Below are 21,934 nucleotides of genomic sequence, written 5' to 3' on the forward strand. Positions count from 1 at the left end.
TCTATTAACCACCATAACTCAGTGCATTTTTAGACCCGTACACCATCGCGTCACACATACGTACGGTGCGCTTGATTTGTGCCACATCGTGTACACGCACAATCTGGCACCCTTGAACAATGCCAAAAGCAACAGTAGCTGCCGTGCCCTCCACCACATCATTCACAGGCAAATCCAGTGCTGTACGAATAAATCTTTTGCGCGACGTAGCCAATAACAGCGGAAAGCCCAGCTGACTCAATGTATCGAGAGAAGTCATGGCATGAATATTTTCAGCGTAATCCTTGGCAAAACCGATGCCTGGGTCTAAAATGATCTGTTCCTCACGTACCCCCGCATCCAGTGCTAATCGGATACTTTCTTTTAAATCGGACAGCATATCAGAAACCAAATCACTATAGTTACGGTCATGACGATTATGCATCAAAATGACCGGGCAATCGAATTCCGAAGCTACACGTGCCATATCAGGGTCTGCCTTAAACCCCCACACATCATTAATGATATGTGCACCAGCCTCAAGTGCCTTTCTTGCTACTTCGGCTTTGTAAGTATCTACAGATAACGGAATGTGCGGTGCGATACGATGGATGGCCTCGACGACCGGTATGACCCGAGCCAGCTCCTCTTCCACACCTACTGGATCATGACCCGGACGGGTAGACTCCCCGCCAATGTCAATGATATCAGCTCCATCTTCCACCAGCTTCAATGCATGTAAAACAGCAATCTCCGGGTTATAATGTAATCCTCCATCGGAAAATGAATCTGGGGTCACATTCAGTATACCCATGATCTGTGTAGAATGTCCGAGCGTAAGCTCGGCATCCCCCATTCGGTAACTACGTTGATAAAGGGTCGGTATGTTCACTTGATCCCTGCTTTCTGTCTATAATCGTGCAACAGCAAAGCTGTTATGGACTTGGGGTGCGTCAAGAGAACCGATACATGGTTGGTTGCTCCTCCCGGCTCCAACAACAAATCCACGGGCCGTATTTCTTGTATAGAGTTGGTCATAAAAATTTCATCAGCCTGTTTCAGCTCGTCCCAGCGGTACAAGCCTTGCTCACAAGGAATGTCTCGCAGATGCGCCAGCTCCAAAATGAATTCACGTGTAATGCCTGGCAGAATCCCTGTAGACAAGTCAGGGGTATACAGCGTATTATTCCGCACAAAAAACAAATTGCTGACCATTCCCTCTGCCAGAAAACCATCCGCCGTAAGCATCATTCCTTCAGCCTTATAACGGACAGCCTCGGCATACTGCTGAAGTTCCCGCTTCGCAAGAATGTTATTCATATAATGGAGCGACTTTAAGCGAACCTCACCCTCTGGAGTGTTTCTGGGGGTTCGCAACAACTGAAGCGCCGATGGGGAAGTGGATTGCCCGGTTTGTGTATTGGTAGAGGGCAACGGTTTGGCAAACAAAATATGGTTGGGGCGCGTATAGTCACCCGTCGGCAAGCCTAGCGCCTCTTCACCCGCTGATACGGTGTAGCGGATATAGGCTTCATCCAGTCCATTCGCCACCATCAGATGTTGGATGTGTGTCGTAAGTTGCTCCTCATCCGGTTGAAAAGGAATGCCGAGCATTCGGCAGCCTTCCTCCAGTCGACGTAGATGCCGATCCAGCAAGAACGGAACACCCTTATAGGTCCGGAATGTTTCAAACAGGCCCATTCCGTATAAAAAGCCGTGATCACTTACGTGAATCACGGCTTTTGCGGCTTCCGTGAGGACGCCGTTGACTCCGATATATTTCATGAATCAGACGCCTACCTTGCGTTTTAGGAAATTGCGTAACAGTTGATGACCGTAATCCGTAATAATGGATTCTGGATGGAACTGAACTCCTTCTACGGCAAATTCTTTATGCCGCAAACCCATAATTTCACCTTCTGCGGTTTCAGCGGTAATCTCTAGACACTCAGGCAGACTCTCGCGCTCCACCAGCAATGAGTGATACCGGGTTGCTGTGAACGGAGAAGGCAAGCCTTCAAATACTGACGTATTGTGATGAAGAATCGGTGATGTCTTACCGTGCATGAGTCGTTCAGCCCGGATAACCTTACCGCCAAAAGCCTGTCCGATGGCCTGATGGCCGAGGCAAACGCCAAAAATCGGAATGCGACCTTTAAAATGGCTGATCACATCCAGTGATATCCCCGCCTCATTCGGCGTGCATGGACCCGGTGAGATCAAAATATGCTCTGGTGCCAGCTCTTCTATGCCTTTCACATCAATCTCATCATTCCGTTTTACGGTTACTTCTTCGCCAAGTTCACCCAAATATTGAACAAGATTGTACGTAAACGAATCATAATTATCAATCACCAAAATCATACGACTCACCCTCCTGTGATACCGCTTCTGCTCAAAGCGGCTTCTTCTTCACCACATTGTACCGCCTTCATGACAGCTCTGGCCTTGTTCCGACATTCCCGATATTCCCTGTACGGGTCTGAATCAATGACGATCCCCGCACCTGTCTGTAAATAGGCAGTGCTGCCTTTAACAGCTAGTGTTCTTATTATAATATTTAATTCCATATTGCCGTTATAGTCAATCCATCCAAGGGACCCTGTATAAGGCCCCCGACGAACGGGCTCTAATTCTTCAATGATTTCCATGGTGCGCACCTTGGGTGCCCCGGTAATGGTTCCGCCTGGAAAGGTAGCAGCAATTACATCTATAGCTGTACGACCCGGGGCTAATTTTCCCTCAACTTGAGAAACCAGGTGCATAACGTGCGAATAGTATTCGACAGTTAGCAGTTCAGGCACATGGACCGATCCGTATTCGGCAATCCGTCCGATATCGTTACGCTCCAGATCGACGAGCATAATATGCTCGGCGCGTTCTTTTTCGCTTGATAGAAGCTCTGCTGCCATAGCGGCATCTTCATCTGGTGTTAGTCCCCTTCTTCTCGTACCTGCAATAGGTCGGGCGCTCACACGTCCATCCTCCAGCTTCACCAACAATTCTGGCGAACCACTGACGATCCGTAAATCTGGCATACGCAGCATACCCATATAAGGGGAAGGATTCAGCAGACGAAGCCATTCATATATATTTTCAGGGAGGGCTGTAAGCGCACGTTGCTGACGAATCGACAAGTTAACCTGGAATACATCCCCTTGGGCAATGTATTCCTGCACACGTTTCACGGCATGTTCAAAATCTTGTTGGTTGAATGCCGCTGTCCAACCTTCAGATTCTTGATGAGCAGCCTCTAACCCCTCTTCGGCAAGCCTAGCACAACGACGAGGGTACGCAGGATCAATCTCTCCTGCATTTATGATGTTATTCCACTGAGTCAGCATACGTTCTGCACGTTGGGCAGCCTCCGCGTAATGCTTGCAAAGTATGGGATTTAGCCCATCCAGTATAACGCGATTGGTCAAATCGGCATCACTGCTAACTTTATCGGAATGCGCAGGAGCAGGCATATGAACAGCACAATATATGCAGGATTTTTCGTGATCGTAAATCCATAGCTCATCCACCCTCATCCATACATAATCAGGTATGCCCGTATCGTCTGCAGCTTGGGATGGCAAACGCTCCAACGAGCGAGCTACATCGTAGCCAAGATAACCCGCAAATCCTCCAGAGAAAAAAGGCATGCCAGGTACACGCGGTGCACGGTAAGGAGCGATCCAGTTGTTCATGACTTTCAAAGGTTGACCATGTATATCTCCATGCTTCCCACTTTGCAAATCAGTCCAAACGGCATGTTCTCCCTTGCCTTCCAATATAGCAACCGGATTTAGGGCCAGATAGGTGTACCTCCCACCTTTAGCGCTCTCCAGCAAAAAGGCATATGGCGACGAATCCTCCCAAGCCTTCCGCCACGATGACGGTAGCCCTCCTACGGGTAATGGGTACTCAGCAATATAGGGAAGTATGCTCCAACCTTCCTCCTGCCAAACCTGCCACTGCGCCTCCGTCACTCTAGCTGTCGATTTCATCCGTGTGTGCTTCCCCTTCCCTACTTTTCAATAAGTCTACATTCTCTCCTTAAAAAGAAACCCCCACCCCCCTGCAACAGGGAAATGAGGGAATCCTTACGTATAGTATACACAATTACGACATAATTACAGCTCGAAATTGTATAGTGGTGTACTCAGGTAACGTTCTCCATTACTTGGAACAATGACAACGATCCGTTTACCCTTGCCCAATTGCTTAGCAAGTTTCAAAGCCGCATGAACCGCCGCGCCAGATGAAATACCGGACAAAATGCCCTCTTCCTTGGCCACTCTACGTGCTACCTCGAAAGCTTCATCGTTTTCTACATGAATAATTTCATCATAGATATCACGGTTTAAAATTTCAGGAATAAAGTTGGCACCCAGCCCTTGGATTTTGTGGGGTCCTGGCTTACCGCCTGCTAACAGCGGGGAAGAGGCAGGCTCTACGGCCACAACTTTAATATCAGGGAATTCTTTCTTAAGCACTTCACCGGCACCAGAAATGGTTCCGCCAGTACCTATTCCCGCTATAAAAGCGTCCAGAGTTCCGCCAATGGAACGAATGGCTTCCACAATCTCAGGACCAGTCGTTTCACGGTGAATTTTGATATTAGCTTTGTTCTTGAACTGCTCAGCAGCAAAATAATCCGGATTTTCACTCAGCAATTCTTCCATTTTCTTAACGGACCCGTTCATGCCTTCTGATCCTGGTGTTAACACAAGTTCGGCTCCATAAGCGCGCAACAAATTACGACGCTCTATGCTCATCGTTTCTGGCATAACGATGACTGCCTTATAGCCCTTCGCAGCAGCAACCATAGCCAAGCCGATTCCTGTATTACCGCTAGTTGCTTCAATAATGGTACCGCCTGGCTTAAGCAGACCTTCACGTTCAGCTTCTTCTACCATGCTAATCGCAATACGGTCTTTTACACTGGAGCCTGGGTTCTGATATTCCAGTTTCAAATAGATTTCGGCGCTATCTTCCGGTACGATCCGGTTGAGGCGAACGAGGGGTGTTTCCCCGATAAGTTCGGTGATGTTATTAACAACTTTAGCCATGATAATTCCTCCCTGACTGTAGATGATATATTAAAAAATGCGAAATCATATTGTAGATCATTCTTAGTCAATCACTTTCATTTTGTACCGTTCATTTAATTTCCGATAAAAATAGTGGGTTTTATACGCTAATCATAACAATCTTCAATTCCAATGTCAATACGAGTGAGTAAGCTGCGATGCTGTCAACCCGCGTTATCAGCATCGCGCTTCCTTTGAACCAATATTCTTTCACTACGTTACAGAGAAGCGGAGGATGCATTCTTTCCAGATAAAATACGCGCTCCATACTTATCACGCAGACTCTTCTCAACCTCTTCCAAAGGAGCGGCTTGTGCAAGCGCAAGAGATCGACGAATTTGCTGCCGGATCTGCTGCTTATCCGGAGAATTTTTCAACCGGACATCCTGTACATAAATGACAGCATAGCCATCGTTAACAGAGATCGGACCTGCAACATCCCCGGAGTTTAGCTCTCTCGCCGCCTTCATGATCGCCTCCGGTTGCAATGGATCATATTCATCCACCCATCCCAGCTGTCCACTGCTATCTTTGTCGAAAGGCTTACCTGAATGCTCTTGAATTAGCATATCGAAGCTCTCCCCCTGCTTAACCCGATCTAGCAACGCTTCTGCTTCCTCCGCATTATCCACATAAAGAGCTGCCAATTGGATCTGCCTACCGACGGCAAACTCCTCGGGGTGCTGCTCCCAATACTCGTCAATCTCAGCTTCCTGAACCTGAATACCCTGCGTGGCTATTTTCTCCAAACCAATCCGGTATTCTGCTTCATTCCGCAAGTCAACCGGATCTAAGCCAAACTGTCGCTGCATTTCATCAAAGTAGACATGATCTGAGTCATACCCTTTACTATCCTGCTCCAGCACCTGCTGTAAATCCTCTTGGGTGATCTTGATACCGAGACGCTTGGTTTCAGCCTGCACGGCTTTACGATTCAACATTTGCAACAGCGTATTGGTTCCATATCGCTTTTTCAGTTCCGCTACCCACTGTTCCTCCGATATGCCTTCCTGACCCATCTCCGCCACAGTATGATCGCCGTCATCCTTGCTTACATCACCCGGCTTTGACAGCCCCCGAAGCATGATAAGACCACCCAAGGCGGCGACGCTAACGGTCAGAATAATGACAGCTGTCCATAATCCTTTTTCCCGTATAGTCATCGCTTACACCGCCCATCCGGTTAGGATTTGGCTTGATCTAACAGATTTTGCAGCTCATCTTTATTAAATTGATAAGCCTCATTACAAAAGTGACATACGACCTCAGCCTGTCCTTCTTCCTCAATTAACTGCTCTAATTCGCTTTCTCCCAAACTGATCAATGTTTTTTCCACGCGCTCACGTGAGCACTCACATTGAAAATGGATATCCAATTCATCGAGAATCCGAACGTCCGGCAGCATCCAGCGCAGCATTTCATCAAGTTCTAACCCTTGATCCAGCAAAGCAGTAACGGGTGGAATGGAGCTGACTGCATTTTCGATCGCAGTAATCTCATCATCATTCAAACCTGGAAGCAACTGAATAATAAATCCACCAGCCACAATAACCGAGTTATCAGTATCTACTAGCACACCCAAGCCCACCGCTGACGGGGTCTGTTCCGATTTGGCAAAATAATAGGTAAAGTCCTCACCCAGTTCGCCGGAAATAATCGGAGTACTGCCGCGATACGGTTCTTTTAACCCCAAATCCTTGATGATATGAATGAACCCCTCTGTACCTACGGCACCCGCTACGTCCAGTTTGCCCATATTATTGCTCGGCAAATGCACATGCGGTTCAGTAACATAACCTCGCACTTCCCCTACAGCATTGGCATCAACGATGATTTGCCCAATCGGTCCATCACCTTTAACTTGAATGGTCAATCGCTCTTTGCCTTTTAGCATAGAACCCATAATAGCACCTGCTGTGAGGGTTCGCCCTAAAGCAGCGGTAGCCGTTGGATACGTATCATGTCTTCTCCGCAATTCCTCTACCAATTGAGTTGTCCGAACAGCAAAAGCTCTAACCCTCCCATCCATGGCTGTGCCACGAATAAGTCGATCCTGCTTATTTTCCATACTGATATCCTCCCCTATTCTCCTGGACAGCTATGCTGCTCATTTTCGTTAGTATTGCTCATCATTGAAGCATAATTTCCTACTATATAAACAACCTGATCGACCGATCACGCGAATTGTTCAAAAACGTAACATATTTCAGTATAGACGAAAAACGCCGCTAATCCAAACCGATAAGATCATCGGTTGGACTCAGCGGCAGCTTATATCTACTTTTTTATTCAGCGTTACGTTGGTAAATGATACGTAATCCTTCGAGCGTCAACATCGGCAACACTTTCTGAATGCTCTCTGTCTCTGATGCAATTAGCTCTGCAAGACCTCCGGTAGCAATAACCGTAGGCTCCGCCTGCATTTCTTCCTTAATGCGCCTCACAATACCATCCACTTGCCCAGCATAACCGAAGATAATCCCAGCTTGCATGGCATGAACCGTATTACGACCAATAACCTTTTTGGGTTTCTCCAACTCGATGCGAGGCAGCTTGGAAGCCCGTTGATACAGTGCCTCTGTTGAAATCCCGATACCCGGCACAATGACACCACCCAGGTAGTTTCCCTTATCGTCAATACAATCAAACGTCGTCGCTGTTCCAAAATCCACCACAACCAGCGGCCCGCCAAACCGTTCGACAGCCGCAACAGCGTTCACGATCCGATCCGCACCTACTTCACGCGGATTCTCATAACGCAGGTTAAGACCGGTCTTGATTCCCGGTCCGACGATTAACGGCGTTCTGCCTATGTATTTATCGCACATTTCTTCTAATACACGGACCAATGGCGGAACGACAGAGGAAATAATAACTCCTTGGATGTCATCTTTTAATACGCCACCCATACTAAACAGATTATGTATGAGTACGCCGTATTCATCTGCGGTTGCTTGTCTGGAGGTACTAATCCGGTAATGGTGCAACAGCTCGCGCCCTTCGTACATCCCCAGAACAATATTGGTATTACCTACATCCACTACAAGAATCAATGGGTGTCACCTATCTTTCTTTGCGTTAAGGTCAAGACTGATATCCAGACTATGAAAAGAGTATGTCAGCCTGCCTACAGAAATCACATCTACGCCACTCTCAGCCATCTCACGCACTGTATCCAGCGATACATTGCCCGAGGCTTCTGTTTTGACATGTGGGGCCCGTTCCCGAATGAACCGAACGGCTTCCTTCATATCTGGGGCAGACATGTTATCCAGCATAATGATATCCGCCCCAGCTTCCAGGGCTTCCTGAACTTGTTTCATGTTTTCCGTCTCTACTTCAATCGTCATCGTATGCGGTATATTAGCGCGCGCTCGACTCACAGCTTGTTCAATCCCACCTGCGCCCTTAATATGATTATCCTTAATCATAACAGCATCGTACAGGCCAAAGCGATGATTCGAGCCACCGCCTACACGAACAGCATACTTCTCCAGCAGCCGATGTCCCGGTGTTGTTTTACGTGTATCCACCAAGCGGGTGGACAAACCATGCAATTGATCTATAAAAGCTTGAGTCCGCGTGGCAATGCCAGACATCCGTTGGAGCAAATTTAATGCCAGTCGCTCTCCAGTCAGAATCGCATGAGTACTCCCCGTCACTTCCGCCAAAACGCTTCCTTTTTCAATCCACTGTCCATCGGTCACCAGCGGAACGAATGATAAGGAAGGGTCCACCACTTGAAATACAAGGGCAGCTACGGGTAAACCGGCAACCACGCCGCGCTCCTTGGCATGAATGACAGCCTTGGATTGATGGCCCTGCTCAATCGTCCAGCGCGTGGTCACATCGCCGGAGCCTGTATCTTCTCGCAGCCAGCTGCGAATTTGTGCCGTCAGTTCTTCCTGATATCCACTAAACTCTCCATAAAGCTCGCTGTTAGATGTCATGAACGTACTCCTCCGTTGTGCCTTGCTCACGTCGCTGCTGAACATGCTTTCGCCAGACGCTATCATCTCTCTCAGGAAAATCCTCGCGATAATGTGCTCCCCGGCTCTCCTCACGCAGCAACGCCCCATCTGTTACTAATAAAGCACAGGTGAGCAAATTGGCAAGTTCGATCTCTTCCCGACTGGCGATCATAGTCTCAAAAATAGGCATTTGCCCTTGCAGCTCATCTAATGCTGCTTGCAGCCCCTCGCCGTGCCGACGAACCCCAGCATAACGAACCATTGCTTCCTGCAGCTTATGCCGCTGCTCCACGACGGACGATGCCAGGAACTCTATACGGTTATCGCTATAAGTAATCAACGTATGACCGACCAGCGGTGGCAATGAATGCAGTCGCTCAATAATCCTGCTGGCGAATACAATAGCTTCAGATAATGAATTGCTCGCTAGACGATTAGCTCCGTGAACACCTGTAGAAGAGGTCTCCCCGCAGGCGAACAAACGCCCAATGGAGCTTTCGCCGTATAAATTGGTCTGAACTCCACCCATCATATAATGGGCAGCAGGCGCAATGGGAATCCAGTCTGTCGTCATATCCAAACCAAATGACAGACATGTCCGATAAATGGTTGGAAAACGTTGCTTCACCCGCTCAGGTGGCTCATGCGTAATATCCAGGTATACATATGTAGCTTGGGTGCGTTCCATCTCATGAATGATAGCACGAGCTACAATATCTCTGGGTGCAAGCTCCTGCCGCGAATCATACTGTTCCATGAAACGTTCTCCATGAATGTTCCGTAACACGGCTCCTTCCCCCCGTACAGCTTCGGAAATTAGAAACCTTGGAGCACCTGGATGGCACAACGCCGTAGGGTGAAACTGTATGAATTCCATATCCCGTACAACCGCCCCAGCACGGTATGCCATAGCGATACCATCCCCGGTTGCAATATCCGGATTGGTCGTATAACGGTATAATTGTCCGCTGCCTCCTGAGCACAATATCGTTGCATTAGCAGTTATATACGACCTTTCCCCATCCGGCTTTTGGACGAGGGCTCCAATGCACTCATCATGCTCCGTCAGCAGATCAATTACCATGCACTCTTCCCATATTTCGATAGCGGGATGGGCAGCAACCTGTTTAGACAACGCACGAGCAATTTCATAACCCGTAGCATCTCCATTCGCATGCAAAATACGCCGATGGCTATGCGCTCCTTCCCGTGTCAACGCTAGTTCGCCATCCACACGATCAAAGGCCGTCCCCATACGTATTAACTCCCGAATATTCTCTGGACCTTCATGGACAAGCGTTCTAACCGCTTCTGGTTCGCACAAACCTGCCCCAGCGATCAGGGTGTCCTGCATATGATAAGCAGGTGTATCCTCGTCCGATGTGACAGCAGCAATGCCGCCTTGAGCATAACGTGTGTTGCTTTCCATCAAGGCCCTCTTGGTGATTAACAACACTTTCCGATTCTCCGCAGCCTTAATCGCCGTATATAAGCCCGCAATGCCGGAGCCGATAATTAACACGTCGGCTTCCAATCGGGTCAATTCCGCTACATCAAAATCAACTAGATATCTTGGAATCATGCCTTCACCTGATTTCACAGAAGAATAGCGCACACCATAGGTTCTACAGTATGCGCTCACGTATATGTTCAAAATGATAGAAAGTCGATTGCAGCGGCTGTTGGCTTTTATAAGCTAAGAAGACGACAGCCGTTTATTTAACAATAAATGTACACAACGTTCCGGTGTCTGTCAAATCACGTTAGCAATAATCTTCCATTTAAAAAGCTCCGGAAAACCAATAATACCTGGTTCCCCGGAGCTTGCATATACGCTTATTCAACTATCCATTGAATGATTAGGTTGTTGTCGGTGGAGTACCACCGGAGTTGCCCGAATTGTTATCATCCTCTGGCTTTTGCAGATTAGGGATATCATTCGGTTGATCCGTTGTATTCTTAGGCTCGTCATCCTTACCTTGAATACGTACACGGACGTCGCCAATGTTGTCGATCACAGGCTCACCGTTTTCCGGTGTTCCTTCTCCCTCAGTCGTGCCACCATCCAAAGAACCTGTCTCGATCAAACGTTTGATTTGTTCAAGTTCCAAGGTTTCTTCTACCAGCAAGGTTTGAGCAATCAAATGAACCTCTTTGGAATACTTGGTCAGGAGTTCTCTAGCACGCTCATAAGATTCAGTGATGAAGCGATTCATCTCCTGGTCAATCTGATAAGCGATCTGATCACTGTAGTTCTGCTCATGACCGATATCGCGTCCAAGGAATACTTGGCCTTGTGAAGTACCGAACTGCATCGGACCAAGCTTCTCACTCATACCATATTCTACGATCATGCTGCGTGCAATGCTTGTAGCTTGCTGGAAGTCGCTATAGGCTCCCGTTCCGATTTCACCAATGAACAGTTCCTCGGATACGCGTCCACCCAACAATCCAGTGATTTTGTCCAGCAATTCCTGCTTGGTAGTCAGCATACGGTCTTCCTTCGGAAGCATGATGACATATCCGCCTGCACGTCCACGTGGAATAATCGTTACCTTGTGAACCATGTCGGCATTTTCCAAGAAGAAACCAATAATCGTATGGCCTGCTTCATGATAAGCAACAATTCGTTTCTCGCGGTCACTGATTACGCGGCTGCGTTTTTCTGTACCTACGATAACACGGTCGATAGCTTCATCTACTTCTCGCATCGAAATATCTCTGCGGTTACGACGAGCCGCCAACAAGGCAGCTTCGTTCAACAGATTTTCCAGATCAGCACCTGTAAAGCCTGTTGTACGTTTCGCAATTACGTCCAATTTAACATCCTTCGTTAATGGCTTGTTGCGAGCATGTACATACAATACTGCTTCACGGCCTTTAACATCTGGACGGTCAACCGTAATTTGACGGTCAAAACGTCCTGGACGAAGCAACGCCGGGTCTAGAATATCCGGACGGTTTGTAGCAGCTACGATGATAATACCTTCGTTTGCGCCGAATCCATCCATCTCTACGAGCAATTGGTTGAGCGTCTGCTCACGTTCATCATGTCCGCCACCCAATCCAGCGCCACGTTGACGTCCAACGGCATCAATTTCATCAATGAAAATGATACAAGGTGCGTTCTTCTTCGCGTTCTCGAACAAATCGCGAACACGGGAAGCACCGACCCCGACGAACATTTCTACAAAATCAGAACCCGAGATACTGAAAAACGGTACTCCGGCCTCGCCTGCAACAGCTCTTGCCAAGAGTGTTTTACCTGTACCTGGAGGGCCCACTAACAGAACACCTTTTGGAATACGAGCGCCCACAGCTGCAAACTTGCGTGGGTCCTTCAAGAATTCTACGACTTCGACAAGCTCCTGCTTCTCTTCGTCAGCCCCTGCCACGTCTTCAAACGTAACCTTCTTCTTCTCTTCGTTATACAGACGGGCTTTGCTCTTGCCGAAGTTCATAACTTTGCCGCCACCGCCCTGTGCCTGATTAAACAGGAAGAAGAACAACAGGAACATGATCACCAAAGGAATGATAGAAGTCAAAAACGTCAGCCAAATGCTTTCGCCTTCCATTTTCTTCTGCACGTATTCAAACCCGTTCGTTTCGCTGGCATTTACCAGTTCACTTAGTGCTTGATCCGTTGGTGGAACATATACGGAAAAATTGGTCGATTTAGCATTAGCCGGCTGCTTCTTATATGCACCGGTTACAAGATAGGCGTAACCGTCAAATTGGACCGTTACTTTAGAGATGTTATTAGCTTTAACCTCTTGCCGTAATTGGTCATATCTAGGGAGATCGGAGGCTTCGTTACTGTTGCTAACAAACTGAACGATACCCACCACAACTAAAAAAAGAATCAAATAAAAACCAGAATTCCGGATGAACCGATTCATCCCCTACCTCCTCTCGAGACACTTAAGTTATTTTACCATAGCCTGTAAGTCCTTCTCAACAAAGGGCCTTATTTAGTCCTAGGACTGGAGGCTGAGATTAGCTGGTGTAGATTTCCGGCTTCAAAATCCCTATGTATGGGAGGTTCCGGTAGTGCTCGGCATAGTCCAGACCATAGCCGACAACAAATGCATCTGGAAGCGTAAATCCAGTATAATCCGCTTCAAGATTAACCGTCCGGCGTGCAGGCTTGTCGAACAAGGTTACGACACATACCGAATTGGCATTACGGTTCTTAAGCAATTCAATCAAATGCGTCAGCGTCAGGCCGCTGTCGATAATATCTTCGACAATCAGAACGTCGCGTCCTTCCACAGATGCATCCAAATCCTTAATGATTTTGATGATACCTGAGGATTTTGTGGACGCTCCATAACTTGACACAGCCATGAAATCAAGCTCCAACGGCACTGTAATGGATTTAACCAAATCAGCCATAAAGATAAACGCACCTTTCAGTACGCAAATCACCAATGGATTTTTACCTTCATATTTTACGCTGAGCTGTGCACCCAATTCCTTAATTTTACTCTGAATTTCTTCTTCGCTGATCAATATTTCCTGAATATCATTTTGCAACGGTGTAAACCTCCTAAGTTTATACTATGAAAGCCGTTCCTGCGCAATTACCGGTGCCCCGGACTCTCTCGTCTTTGCCATGACATATATATAACCGAAGACGTGTGCTCTTGCACCGTGGCATGTACAGAACGTCGTACGCCCGGAATCCAGAGAATAGCTCCAGAGTGGTCGCAGACGATGGGAGTAACGGAACGCATTGAAGGAGGTATTTTTTCATCAATAAAAATATCTTTAACCTTTTTTCTTCCGTTTAATCCCATTACATACATGGTATCTCCAGGTAATCGCGAGCGTACAGTCAAAGGCAGACTCAATTGTTCTGCGTCGAACCAAGCTTCCTCCTTGTTCGTCGGATGATATCCATTGGAATAGGAAGCCCTTCGCCACCGCAGTATACCACCTGCCTCAGGCAACTCTAGCTCACCGGAAATAGGCAATACGCTCAGTCCATAGCACCATTCGCCCATAACGACTTGCGTACGGTCAAACAAAACCGCCTGGTCATATTCGCGGACTCCAACCGCACCGCCTCCCAAATCCAAACTCCATGTAGACGACGCCTCTTGGAGAAGTTTTAGTCGAACGGTCTCAATTTTACGAAAATCAAAATTTTCACTGTCCGAAGGCAGATAATTTAATATTAGTTTAATCAACCTCCGTTGTAAAGCAACGGATAGCTTACGGTATGAAGCGATGGGAAACATGTACCTGCCATTATCCAAGCGCACCATTTCCTCGTATGCCGACAGCGTAGATGCCTCCATAAAGTCATTTTCGTCAGCCATCGTTTCGGCCAGCCGGTTCAGGGACGGTGTCAGTCGCTCATTATATTGCCCCAAAAAAGGAAGCACATCCATGCGAATGGCGTTACGGCGGTATTTGGATGATAAATTAGTGCTGTCTATCACATAGGAAAGACCATAAAAATTACAAAACTCAATCAGGTCAGCCTTGTACATACGTAGCAACGGGCGAATGAGTTGCACATTTTTTTCCCTGCGCACCAAACGCATACCCGCCAAACCTGCTGGGCCGCTACCACGCAGCAAGTGCAAGAGAACCGTTTCGGCTTGATCGTCACCGTGGTGGGCCATTGCAATATGCTGCGCTTCCCATTTTGTAGCCATATCATGTAAAAAGCTATAGCGCATCTCGCGGGCTGCTTCCTGTGGCCCCTTCCCGCTCTCCTTCATATAAGCGGGTACATCCACCCGAGTCATTTCAAATGGAAGTTCAAGCTTTCGGGCGATATTGCGTACCACTTCAGCCTCCGCATCCGATTCCTCTGGTCTGAAGCCATGATGAACGTGAGCGCAAACGAGTTGTAAAGGCATATGTATAACGGATATTTCGTGTAAAATGTGCAAAAGGGCCACCGAATCCGGCCCACCGGATACAGCAACCACAATGCGGTCTCCGGGGCTCCACAGTGAATGATCTCGCGCCAAGGCGAGTACTTCCTGTACAACACCGGTCGGTTTTGTTGTTCCCATTCACGACCCTCTTTTCTCCCGACCGTAAAAATGATCATCATCTGTTATCTTATGTAAGTCATGCTGCTACCTTAACGCAATCCAGAGCGCTCCGGCAAGCAGCAAAAGCGATACCGTGAAAGCATATCCCAACCAGCGTGGGTTCCCTCTTTTGACCGACGATTGCCTGACATGTGCGGAAGCCAAACGTGACCAAGATCGGGCAGCTGCACGAGTATCGGAATATTCTCCACGCACTGCACCCAGCAGCCATTCGGCATAGGGACGTAATACACGGCTGCGGCGAATGATGACCGTCAATTCTGCCGTATTACGCAGCTGTGGCAGCCTGCTCGCAGCCGCCTTTAACGATTCGCTCTCCAATATATGAATCGTTAGAAGAGCGAAGGCAAACAGGTCATACTGGGAATCGGCATTTCGGCTGCCAGCATTCCAGAATCCCCTGTCATACCATTCTGTAAATTGTTTAACACTCCGACCAGCAAGAGAGACCCCACCGTAGTCAATTAATTCAGCCTCTCCATAGGCATTGACCAAAATATTCTGCGGCTTCAGGTCGCCAAACACCCATCCTGCCTGATGGAGATCCGCTAGGCGATTCAGTATGCCAGTCCCAGCCACACCATACCATTCCGGCCCTTTGGCTGCTACAAAACGATGAAGCGGATCACCCTTAACATATCGCATAACATAAAAGGGGATTTCTCCGCTGCGTAACACAACATCATCCACCTCAAACAAAAAGGAAGGATTTCCATTTCGCTGAAGGGCGGCCTGAGTCCCCTGAGACTGCAATGTGGTCAGCACATTAATCTCTGATTGCAGATCAAGCGTGTTCTTCCCCATTTTCAGAGCAAATTGCCGATCGGCCTGTGCTTCTTTTACCAAATATACAGTTCCGTTCGCTCCCCGGCCCAGCAAGCGCTGGATGACATAGCTGCTCCGCTTCCACTTGCCCTTGATGACCGTTCCGGGTGCAAGAACGGGATCAGACGACGTAGTCACCGAGCATCCCTTCTCCTTTGCCATAGGATTCTTCCAGATCTTTCTGTTCTCCTAGTGTAACATATCGGTAATAATCAATCACTTGTAAAATGGCAGGACCTGTCGGCGTCGCCCCTTTCATCCGCAAGCGTCCAAATATCGATTTGATCTGGTTAAGCTCAGAGGTCCAACCGATATCCATGACTGCGTCTTCTCCCATTTTGCCGCCCGGAAAATGAAATACAGATATACGGCTGTGCCCGCTTCTGGACTGTAAACTGAGCAGCAAATCGCGAATGCTGTCCTCTACAGCAGGTAGCTTGGGCTTCATGCTCGCACTTGCATCAATGAGCAAGGCAATCTCCAGGGTACTTGTTTCTGTCAGCTCATCCATCACCTCAACCACTTGGGCTCGTTTTGCCGGAGGAAGTTCACCGATATGTTTGGCGCCACCCTCACCCAGAATGTGCGTTAACTCTCTATTAACCGCCTGCTGAATGGTTTGAACCACCGTTTTGCGCGTCATCATCTGCATGGTCTGTGCCAACTGCTTTGTCCCTACGATTTGGCTAAACCCTCCCCCTGCTTTAGCAATTTCTTGAATCTCCGCGCTGCCAAGCTCGCCAATAGTTCCATAATCTATGACTCCGGCGACATTCACTGTAATACCTTCCCGTAAAGCTTGGGCAGCCGCCATGACTGGACTAACACCTACATTTGAGCATCCGTCTGTAATGATCAAAATTTGCTTCATCGTTTTTTGACCTCCGCTTCCTCTTAATCTATCCCGATAGATTCTATCTTTGCCTAATCCGGAACGATTCAAACGAAGGATGCGGATTTTTAAAAACGAATAAGGAATTTCCCGGGCAATGGCGGCTTAACTCACCGTCCGTGGACGCTCCATCCAGCTCATGCCAGGTACATGAAGGGTTGCCCACTCTGGGCGGAAGTGATCTATTTTACTAACGACTACTGTCATATCATCATAGATTTGATTTTGTTGGTATCGAATAACCCTTTCTAGTAAACAGTCAGCCAACTGCTGTGGATCTTCACTTTCAATTTCCTGAATCATGCGTTTCATCCATATTTCCTTATTAACCGCATAACCCGGTGAGTCGTATATACCGTCTGTAATCATAATGAGAATATCACCCGGCTGAAGCTGCAGGGATACCAAATCAATTTCAATATCCTGTATAATGCCAATCGGCAAGTTGCTGGCAGATACGGGAATGACCTCCTCCCCTCTTTTAATAAAGCTTGGCGTAGACCCAATCTTCATAAAGGTTGTCTGGGCCGTATACTGATCAATCAGCGCCATATCGACCGTAGCATACATTTCCTCAGGTGATCGCAGCATCAGGACAGAGTTAACCGACTTGATTGCCAACTTTTCGTCCATACCCGATTGCAGTAATTCCTCCAAAATGTTAAGTGCTGCACTGCTCTCTTGCTGCGCGCGCTCTCCGTTCCCCATCCCATCGCTTAAAGAGACTGCAAAAGTCCCATTCCCTAGCTCCATCATGCTGTAGCTGTCTCCTGAGAAAAAATCGCCTCCTTTTGCGGCACTAGCTACTCCTGTAGCAATCTCATACGTTTTAGCGGAGCCGAACATGACTGTAGCCAAGCCTTGGCGGCGATCTGCCTCCGTTTCGCGCATCACAGCTATATGCTCGTCCAGTATGTCCGACAGAAGTGGAGCAATGATTTTCCGACATTCATCAAATCCCCTTGTATAGGCATGGACAATCTCAATTTCTACCTGACCTGCATCCAGATTAATAATCTCAATAGATTGGATGGACAAGCCCAGTCTATCAAGAGCCTCCCGTATTTGCTCCTCCTGCCGATGCATGGTCTGCCCTTCCCGCTGAATTTCTCGCGCTAAATCCTCCATGATTTGTGATACGCCCGATAGCTGGTCAGCAACAAGCTGACGACTATCGTATACTTGGCGCTTCCACTGCATATTATGTTGGTAGAGGCTATACTGCTGCTTCATCACTTGCAGGACAGCGCCCGTTTTAGCACATGCCTTGCTCCATTGCGGAGGTATCTGTTCCGGCTCCAAATCCGGGTTGTCCTCAATGGCGCTCATCATTTCCGTCATATACTGATGGGTTTGCATGAACTTGCCGTCCCAGCACTGCTCACACTTGAAGCAGGAGGCACATGTCCCTTCCGCCACCGCATTCATAAAGTGTTCGATTTCACCATCCGACTTCATGCTCTCACTCGCAGATATCTGGTGAAAGCTGCGGGATAGCTGACTGAATACACGGGAAAACTTCGTTACCCGCTCTGCGGTGAGATCGCGGACCCTTTTGGCATATTCATGCTGAGATTTAGCATGGTCCTGCGTACCGGGAACATAGGTAGAAACCGCTTTAAAGAAACTTTTTGGGGTCATTAAAAATAATAGAATCGCCGCACAGCTCTCCCAGGTTGACGTCAGCACGTCTCCGGTCCCATCCAAATAGATCGTCAGAATTGAGGAGCCCAGCAGCATCCCAAGCGCAACAGCACCTTTTTTCCCTTCACGCAGCATCCCTGCTAGCAAACCTGCAAAAGCGAGTAAACTCATCTGCACAATTGCAGACATATTGGCCAAGCTTAAAATTAAACCGGTAATGACACCGACCGATGCACCCAGCGAAGCACCTCCTACCAAAGCAAACACCAAGACCAAATATCGTGATAGCACATGATCGACAGACAATGAATGAACAGTCCATCCTACTGCTCCCGTCATCACTGAGGCTAATAAAATAATAAGGCATAAAATTTCCTCGTTCTTGAGCTGGCTTGTCTTCTTGCGATATGTGAACAACGGTATGGCCTGCGTGAACACCAGCGTAAGCATAAAGCTGAGAACCGCATCCGTCCCCACAATGATAAGTTCATACCATGTGAAAGTTGGAGCCATCACGGCGTTAAATAAATTAACCATAAACACAGACAAGAAAACCATAAGCGGGGCATAGGATAGTTCCAGACGGTCGAAGGTTCGTAGCCCGCGATACAGGAGATAAAATACCAGTAGCTCGCCACCAATCATAAATAACGATGGGTAAGGAGCTAACAAGCTGCCTAACACAACGGATACAGCTACAGGCAGCATCAGATCACGCCGAAGAAAAGTAATGACCGCAAAATAAGCGAGGGCAAAAGGAGAAAGCTCGTCCAAAATAGTGGCGCGTCCCAGTAGGACTCCCATAGCCGACAATAGTAGCATCCATCTTTGCGCCGTTACCCATTGCACCACTTTATGTGAATCCAGCCGTTTCTTGAGTCTGGAAGACCAACCTTCCGTACGCTCTTTGGATTTGGACTTTCTAGATTTTAACCCCGGAAAATGTACCACGTTCCATTTCTCCATCATGCGTCAGGCACCCCATTCATCAATTTGATGTTCCCATCTTAAACCGGAACGATTGAGAAAGTTTGTCAGAACCTCACGTCTTATTTCAAGAAATTTCCGACAAAAAAACGTTCTGTGCGAAAGGACAGAGCATCGCCTTGAACATCAAGCTACGCCCGTATGGAAGCAGATGGAAGTTGTGTCTCTTAACTCCTTGCTTGACCTCTCTATGTCGTCCATCACTATGACCAAGACTAGCGATTTGCACAGAAGATAGACGGAAAACCGTTGGAGTTTGTCGGACGATTATGTCCTCACGACAAAAAAAACATCCGCTTTCCAGCACGAATGCTTTTCTCGTCTTCATCAAAATTGCGAATCTCATAAAATGCATGTATAACGATAACCGGATTTATCGTCCACAGCCATTGCATGTCGCATCTATTGTCGGTAGAACGCAAAAAAACCGTAGCAGTCTTTCGACTGTACGGTTTTCCGTGTATGGTTGATACGGTTGTCAAAGTGAATTAAACACGCTTCGCGCCGCGTCCTCCGCGTTTACCTTCGGTGTTCTTTTTCAGCGACGAAATGCGTTCCTCACTATCTTTCAGGAAGCGTGACATTTTATCCTCAAATGAAGGTTTACCCGGTGCAGGCTTGAAAGAACGGCCTCCACGATCGCGGTTGAAACCACCGCCACCACCACCGCGTCCTTGACTTGGACCTGAACCTCCACCGCCGAAACGGTCGCCTCCGCCTGGTCCTCCTGTACGCTCCGGTCTTGGAGCTCTTGGGGGACGGGCTTCACTTGCCGGCTTGTCAATCGTTTGCTTAATGGAAAGTCCGATTTTGCCATCTTTGTCAACATTAATGACTTTCACCGTCACAACATCATTAATCTTCAGGTGGTCGTTAACATCCTTAACATAGTTATCGGCGATTTCCGAGATGTGAACGAGACCCGTGACACCTCCAGACAAATCCACAAATGCTCCAAAATGCGTGATGCCTGTCACTTTGCCCTCTAACTTGGTGCCCACTTCAATTGCCATAGAATAAAATGATCCTCCCTTAAAATATACAACCGATTTTTTTGCAAAAAAATCCCGCTGTGGTGATTTGATTATACAAAATGGCGGAACCAAGGTCAACTAAGCATTGGCCCGATAATGTTCCTATTTCTGATCTCCGATGATTGGCGTCTCTTCCGGTTTGTAAAGACCGTACTTGCTTCTGGCAATCTCGCCAATGTACTCAGGGTCCTTGAGACGATTCACTTCGGTTTGAAGCTGTTGTTCCGTTTGTGTAGCAGCTTGCTTCTGCTTTTCCTTCTGGATGAGCTGTTCATTTCGATCGGCCATAATCATGCCTTGAGAAAAAAAGGTAAAAATTGCCCAACTACCAAAGGCGGCAAGCGATAGCAACCAAATCATGATTCGCCTGCGCCCGCCCGCGTTGGACTTGGACGTAGAAGATGAATGGCGATCTACAGACGAATTACGCATGATACTACCTCCTTCCAAACCATCTTTTCGCTGTGTTTTTCAGTCTGATACCCAGCTTTACGAGCGACTCTGGAGTCCTCCAGCGCGCTTTAAGCGGACCGATCAGCCATAGGATCGGCTTCCAAACCGGCATCAGGATGTATATCAGCATCCTTCCCAGGGACACAATAAGTGCCCATGTCCATCCGACTAGCTTGCGTAACAGCCGATACAGCGCTAACACCGGAAGAACAATCAGGATGCGCAGTATGCTGTTCACGATCAACGTCAGTCTGCGAACTATCTCTAATAACATTACCACAAAACGTTGGGTTGTAACACTAAAGGCCCAAAAATAGAGCCAAACCCCCAAAAGTAGTCCTAAAAAGACATAAAACCGCAGCTCACCGCGATTACTCGCGTATAGCACACGGAAAATAAACAAAGCCGAGGCCACCCAGTACAGCACGTCCAACATATGAACGCTCCAGCGGGCAAAATGAAAGCGGATGGACAGCACCCGGTAGCTGTCAAACACCACTCCCAAGGCTATGCCCGACAACAGCATCCACGTCAACGTCAGCCATTGCGTGTAAGGGTTCATTTGAAGATCTTGCCGAATAGGCTTTTTCCGTTTTTGGCCGGGGCCCCGGGCTCCAGGTAGACGAGGGAAGTAATCAGACCTTCAATGGACAACAGCCCCTCTTCTAGACTGAGGTTTTTGATATGTAAATGTTGTCCGCGAATGGTGAGATGGCCCAGCTCGGTCTGAAGCAAAAATTCTTCACTGTCAAAGCTCTCCACATTGCTGACGCCTGAAATATCGAGTTGCTTGCGGCTTTGCATGCGCAGATCATGGTGCTTGGACTTCCCTTGTTCAATCATGGCATGTACCCCTCCTTCTGTTCTTAGCTTATGAAGGGGGCCGTATGATTTAGAACCGCTTTTGCTGTTAATCAGCATAGGATGGACGAAAACTCGTCACCTAAAGAAAAAAAAGCACTCCTTCATAAAATAATGAAGGAATGCTTTCATGTAC

Annotated in this window: 20 protein-coding genes; all 20 read right to left on the reverse strand. The window is 47.8% G+C overall.

The genetic code is table 11. The annotated features are described in order from the left end of the window. Positions 1–4 precede the first annotated feature (4 nt). Positions 5–871: a dihydropteroate synthase gene (folP, locus tag AC5ELV_RS24020; protein WP_493432182.1), complete on the reverse strand. Its 867-nt coding sequence runs from the start codon at positions 869–871 to the stop codon at positions 5–7. Beyond that, a complete protein-coding gene (locus AC5ELV_RS24025; protein WP_493432183.1) occupies positions 868–1,764 on the reverse strand; it encodes an aminotransferase class IV in 897 nt (298 codons plus the stop codon). The genes folP and AC5ELV_RS24025 overlap by 4 nt, the downstream gene beginning before the upstream one ends. Positions 1,765–1,767: 3 nt before the next feature. Next, entirely contained in the window at positions 1,768–2,343 is a 576-nt protein-coding gene (gene pabA / locus AC5ELV_RS24030) for an aminodeoxychorismate/anthranilate synthase component II (protein ID WP_013308153.1), read from the reverse strand. Positions 2,344–2,348: 5 nt separating this feature from the next. Then, positions 2,349–3,971, reverse strand: coding sequence for an anthranilate synthase component I family protein (locus tag AC5ELV_RS24035; RefSeq protein WP_493432184.1), 1,623 nt, complete (start codon positions 3,969–3,971; stop codon positions 2,349–2,351). 126 nt (positions 3,972–4,097) lie between these two features. After that, positions 4,098–5,036, reverse strand: a complete 939-nt coding sequence (cysK, locus tag AC5ELV_RS24040) for a cysteine synthase A (RefSeq protein ID WP_061831241.1) — start codon at positions 5,034–5,036, stop codon at positions 4,098–4,100. 239 nt (positions 5,037–5,275) lie between these two features. Continuing rightward, entirely contained in the window at positions 5,276–6,220 is a 945-nt protein-coding gene (locus AC5ELV_RS24045) for a peptidyl-prolyl cis-trans isomerase (RefSeq protein WP_493432185.1), read from the reverse strand. Positions 6,221–6,240: 20 nt separating this feature from the next. Beyond that, the gene (gene hslO, locus AC5ELV_RS24050) at positions 6,241–7,125 is read right to left on the reverse strand and encodes an Hsp33 family molecular chaperone HslO (RefSeq protein ID WP_493432186.1); all 885 of its coding nucleotides are present in this window, start codon (positions 7,123–7,125) and stop codon (positions 6,241–6,243) included. A gap of 217 nt (positions 7,126–7,342) precedes the next feature. Then, positions 7,343–8,110: a type III pantothenate kinase gene (locus tag AC5ELV_RS24055; RefSeq protein WP_493432187.1), complete on the reverse strand. Its 768-nt coding sequence runs from the start codon at positions 8,108–8,110 to the stop codon at positions 7,343–7,345. A 6-nt stretch (positions 8,111–8,116) separates the two neighbouring features. Next, positions 8,117–9,007, reverse strand: a complete 891-nt coding sequence (nadC, locus tag AC5ELV_RS24060; protein WP_493432188.1) for a carboxylating nicotinate-nucleotide diphosphorylase — start codon at positions 9,005–9,007, stop codon at positions 8,117–8,119. Further along, on the reverse strand, positions 8,997–10,610 hold the full coding sequence (gene nadB, locus AC5ELV_RS24065) for an L-aspartate oxidase (protein WP_493432189.1): 1,614 nt from the start codon (positions 10,608–10,610) through the stop codon (positions 8,997–8,999). The genes nadC and nadB overlap by 11 nt, the downstream gene beginning before the upstream one ends. 277 nt (positions 10,611–10,887) lie before the next feature. Continuing rightward, positions 10,888–12,927 carry an ATP-dependent zinc metalloprotease FtsH gene (gene ftsH / locus AC5ELV_RS24070; RefSeq protein ID WP_028542511.1) on the reverse strand — a complete coding sequence of 680 codons (2,040 nt, stop codon included), beginning with the start codon at positions 12,925–12,927 and terminating at the stop codon, positions 10,888–10,890. A 97-nt stretch (positions 12,928–13,024) separates the two neighbouring features. Further along, a complete protein-coding gene (hpt, locus tag AC5ELV_RS24075; protein ID WP_023986447.1) occupies positions 13,025–13,564 on the reverse strand; it encodes a hypoxanthine phosphoribosyltransferase in 540 nt (179 codons plus the stop codon). A 47-nt stretch (positions 13,565–13,611) separates the two neighbouring features. Beyond that, positions 13,612–15,060, reverse strand: a complete 1,449-nt coding sequence (gene tilS / locus AC5ELV_RS24080) for a tRNA lysidine(34) synthetase TilS (protein ID WP_493432190.1) — start codon at positions 15,058–15,060, stop codon at positions 13,612–13,614. Positions 15,061–15,126: 66 nt separating this feature from the next. Beyond that, positions 15,127–16,065 carry a protein kinase domain-containing protein gene (locus tag AC5ELV_RS24085; protein WP_023986445.1) on the reverse strand — a complete coding sequence of 313 codons (939 nt, stop codon included), beginning with the start codon at positions 16,063–16,065 and terminating at the stop codon, positions 15,127–15,129. Continuing rightward, entirely contained in the window at positions 16,049–16,798 is a 750-nt protein-coding gene (locus AC5ELV_RS24090) for a vWA domain-containing protein (RefSeq protein WP_023986444.1), read from the reverse strand. Before AC5ELV_RS24090 ends, AC5ELV_RS24085 begins: the two co-directional genes overlap by 17 nt. A gap of 126 nt (positions 16,799–16,924) precedes the next feature. Further along, entirely contained in the window at positions 16,925–19,432 is a 2,508-nt protein-coding gene (spoIIE, locus tag AC5ELV_RS24095) for a stage II sporulation protein E (protein ID WP_493432191.1), read from the reverse strand. 506 nt (positions 19,433–19,938) lie between these two features. After that, positions 19,939–20,463 (reverse strand): S1 domain-containing RNA-binding protein, encoded by a 525-nt coding sequence (locus tag AC5ELV_RS24100; protein WP_014279051.1) that lies wholly within the window; start codon positions 20,461–20,463, stop codon positions 19,939–19,941. Positions 20,464–20,586: 123 nt separating this feature from the next. Continuing rightward, a complete protein-coding gene (locus AC5ELV_RS24105; RefSeq protein ID WP_029514621.1) occupies positions 20,587–20,916 on the reverse strand; it encodes an FtsB family cell division protein in 330 nt (109 codons plus the stop codon). Positions 20,917–20,920: 4 nt separating this feature from the next. Further along, positions 20,921–21,499, reverse strand: coding sequence for a spore cortex biosynthesis protein YabQ (gene yabQ / locus AC5ELV_RS24110; protein WP_493432192.1), 579 nt, complete (start codon positions 21,497–21,499; stop codon positions 20,921–20,923). Continuing rightward, the gene (yabP, locus tag AC5ELV_RS24115; RefSeq protein WP_025721693.1) at positions 21,496–21,780 is read right to left on the reverse strand and encodes a sporulation protein YabP; all 285 of its coding nucleotides are present in this window, start codon (positions 21,778–21,780) and stop codon (positions 21,496–21,498) included. Before yabP ends, yabQ begins: the two co-directional genes overlap by 4 nt. Between the last annotated feature and the right edge of the window lie 154 nt (positions 21,781–21,934).

The sequence above is a fragment of the Paenibacillus sp. NMA1017 genome, assembly GCF_058895805.1.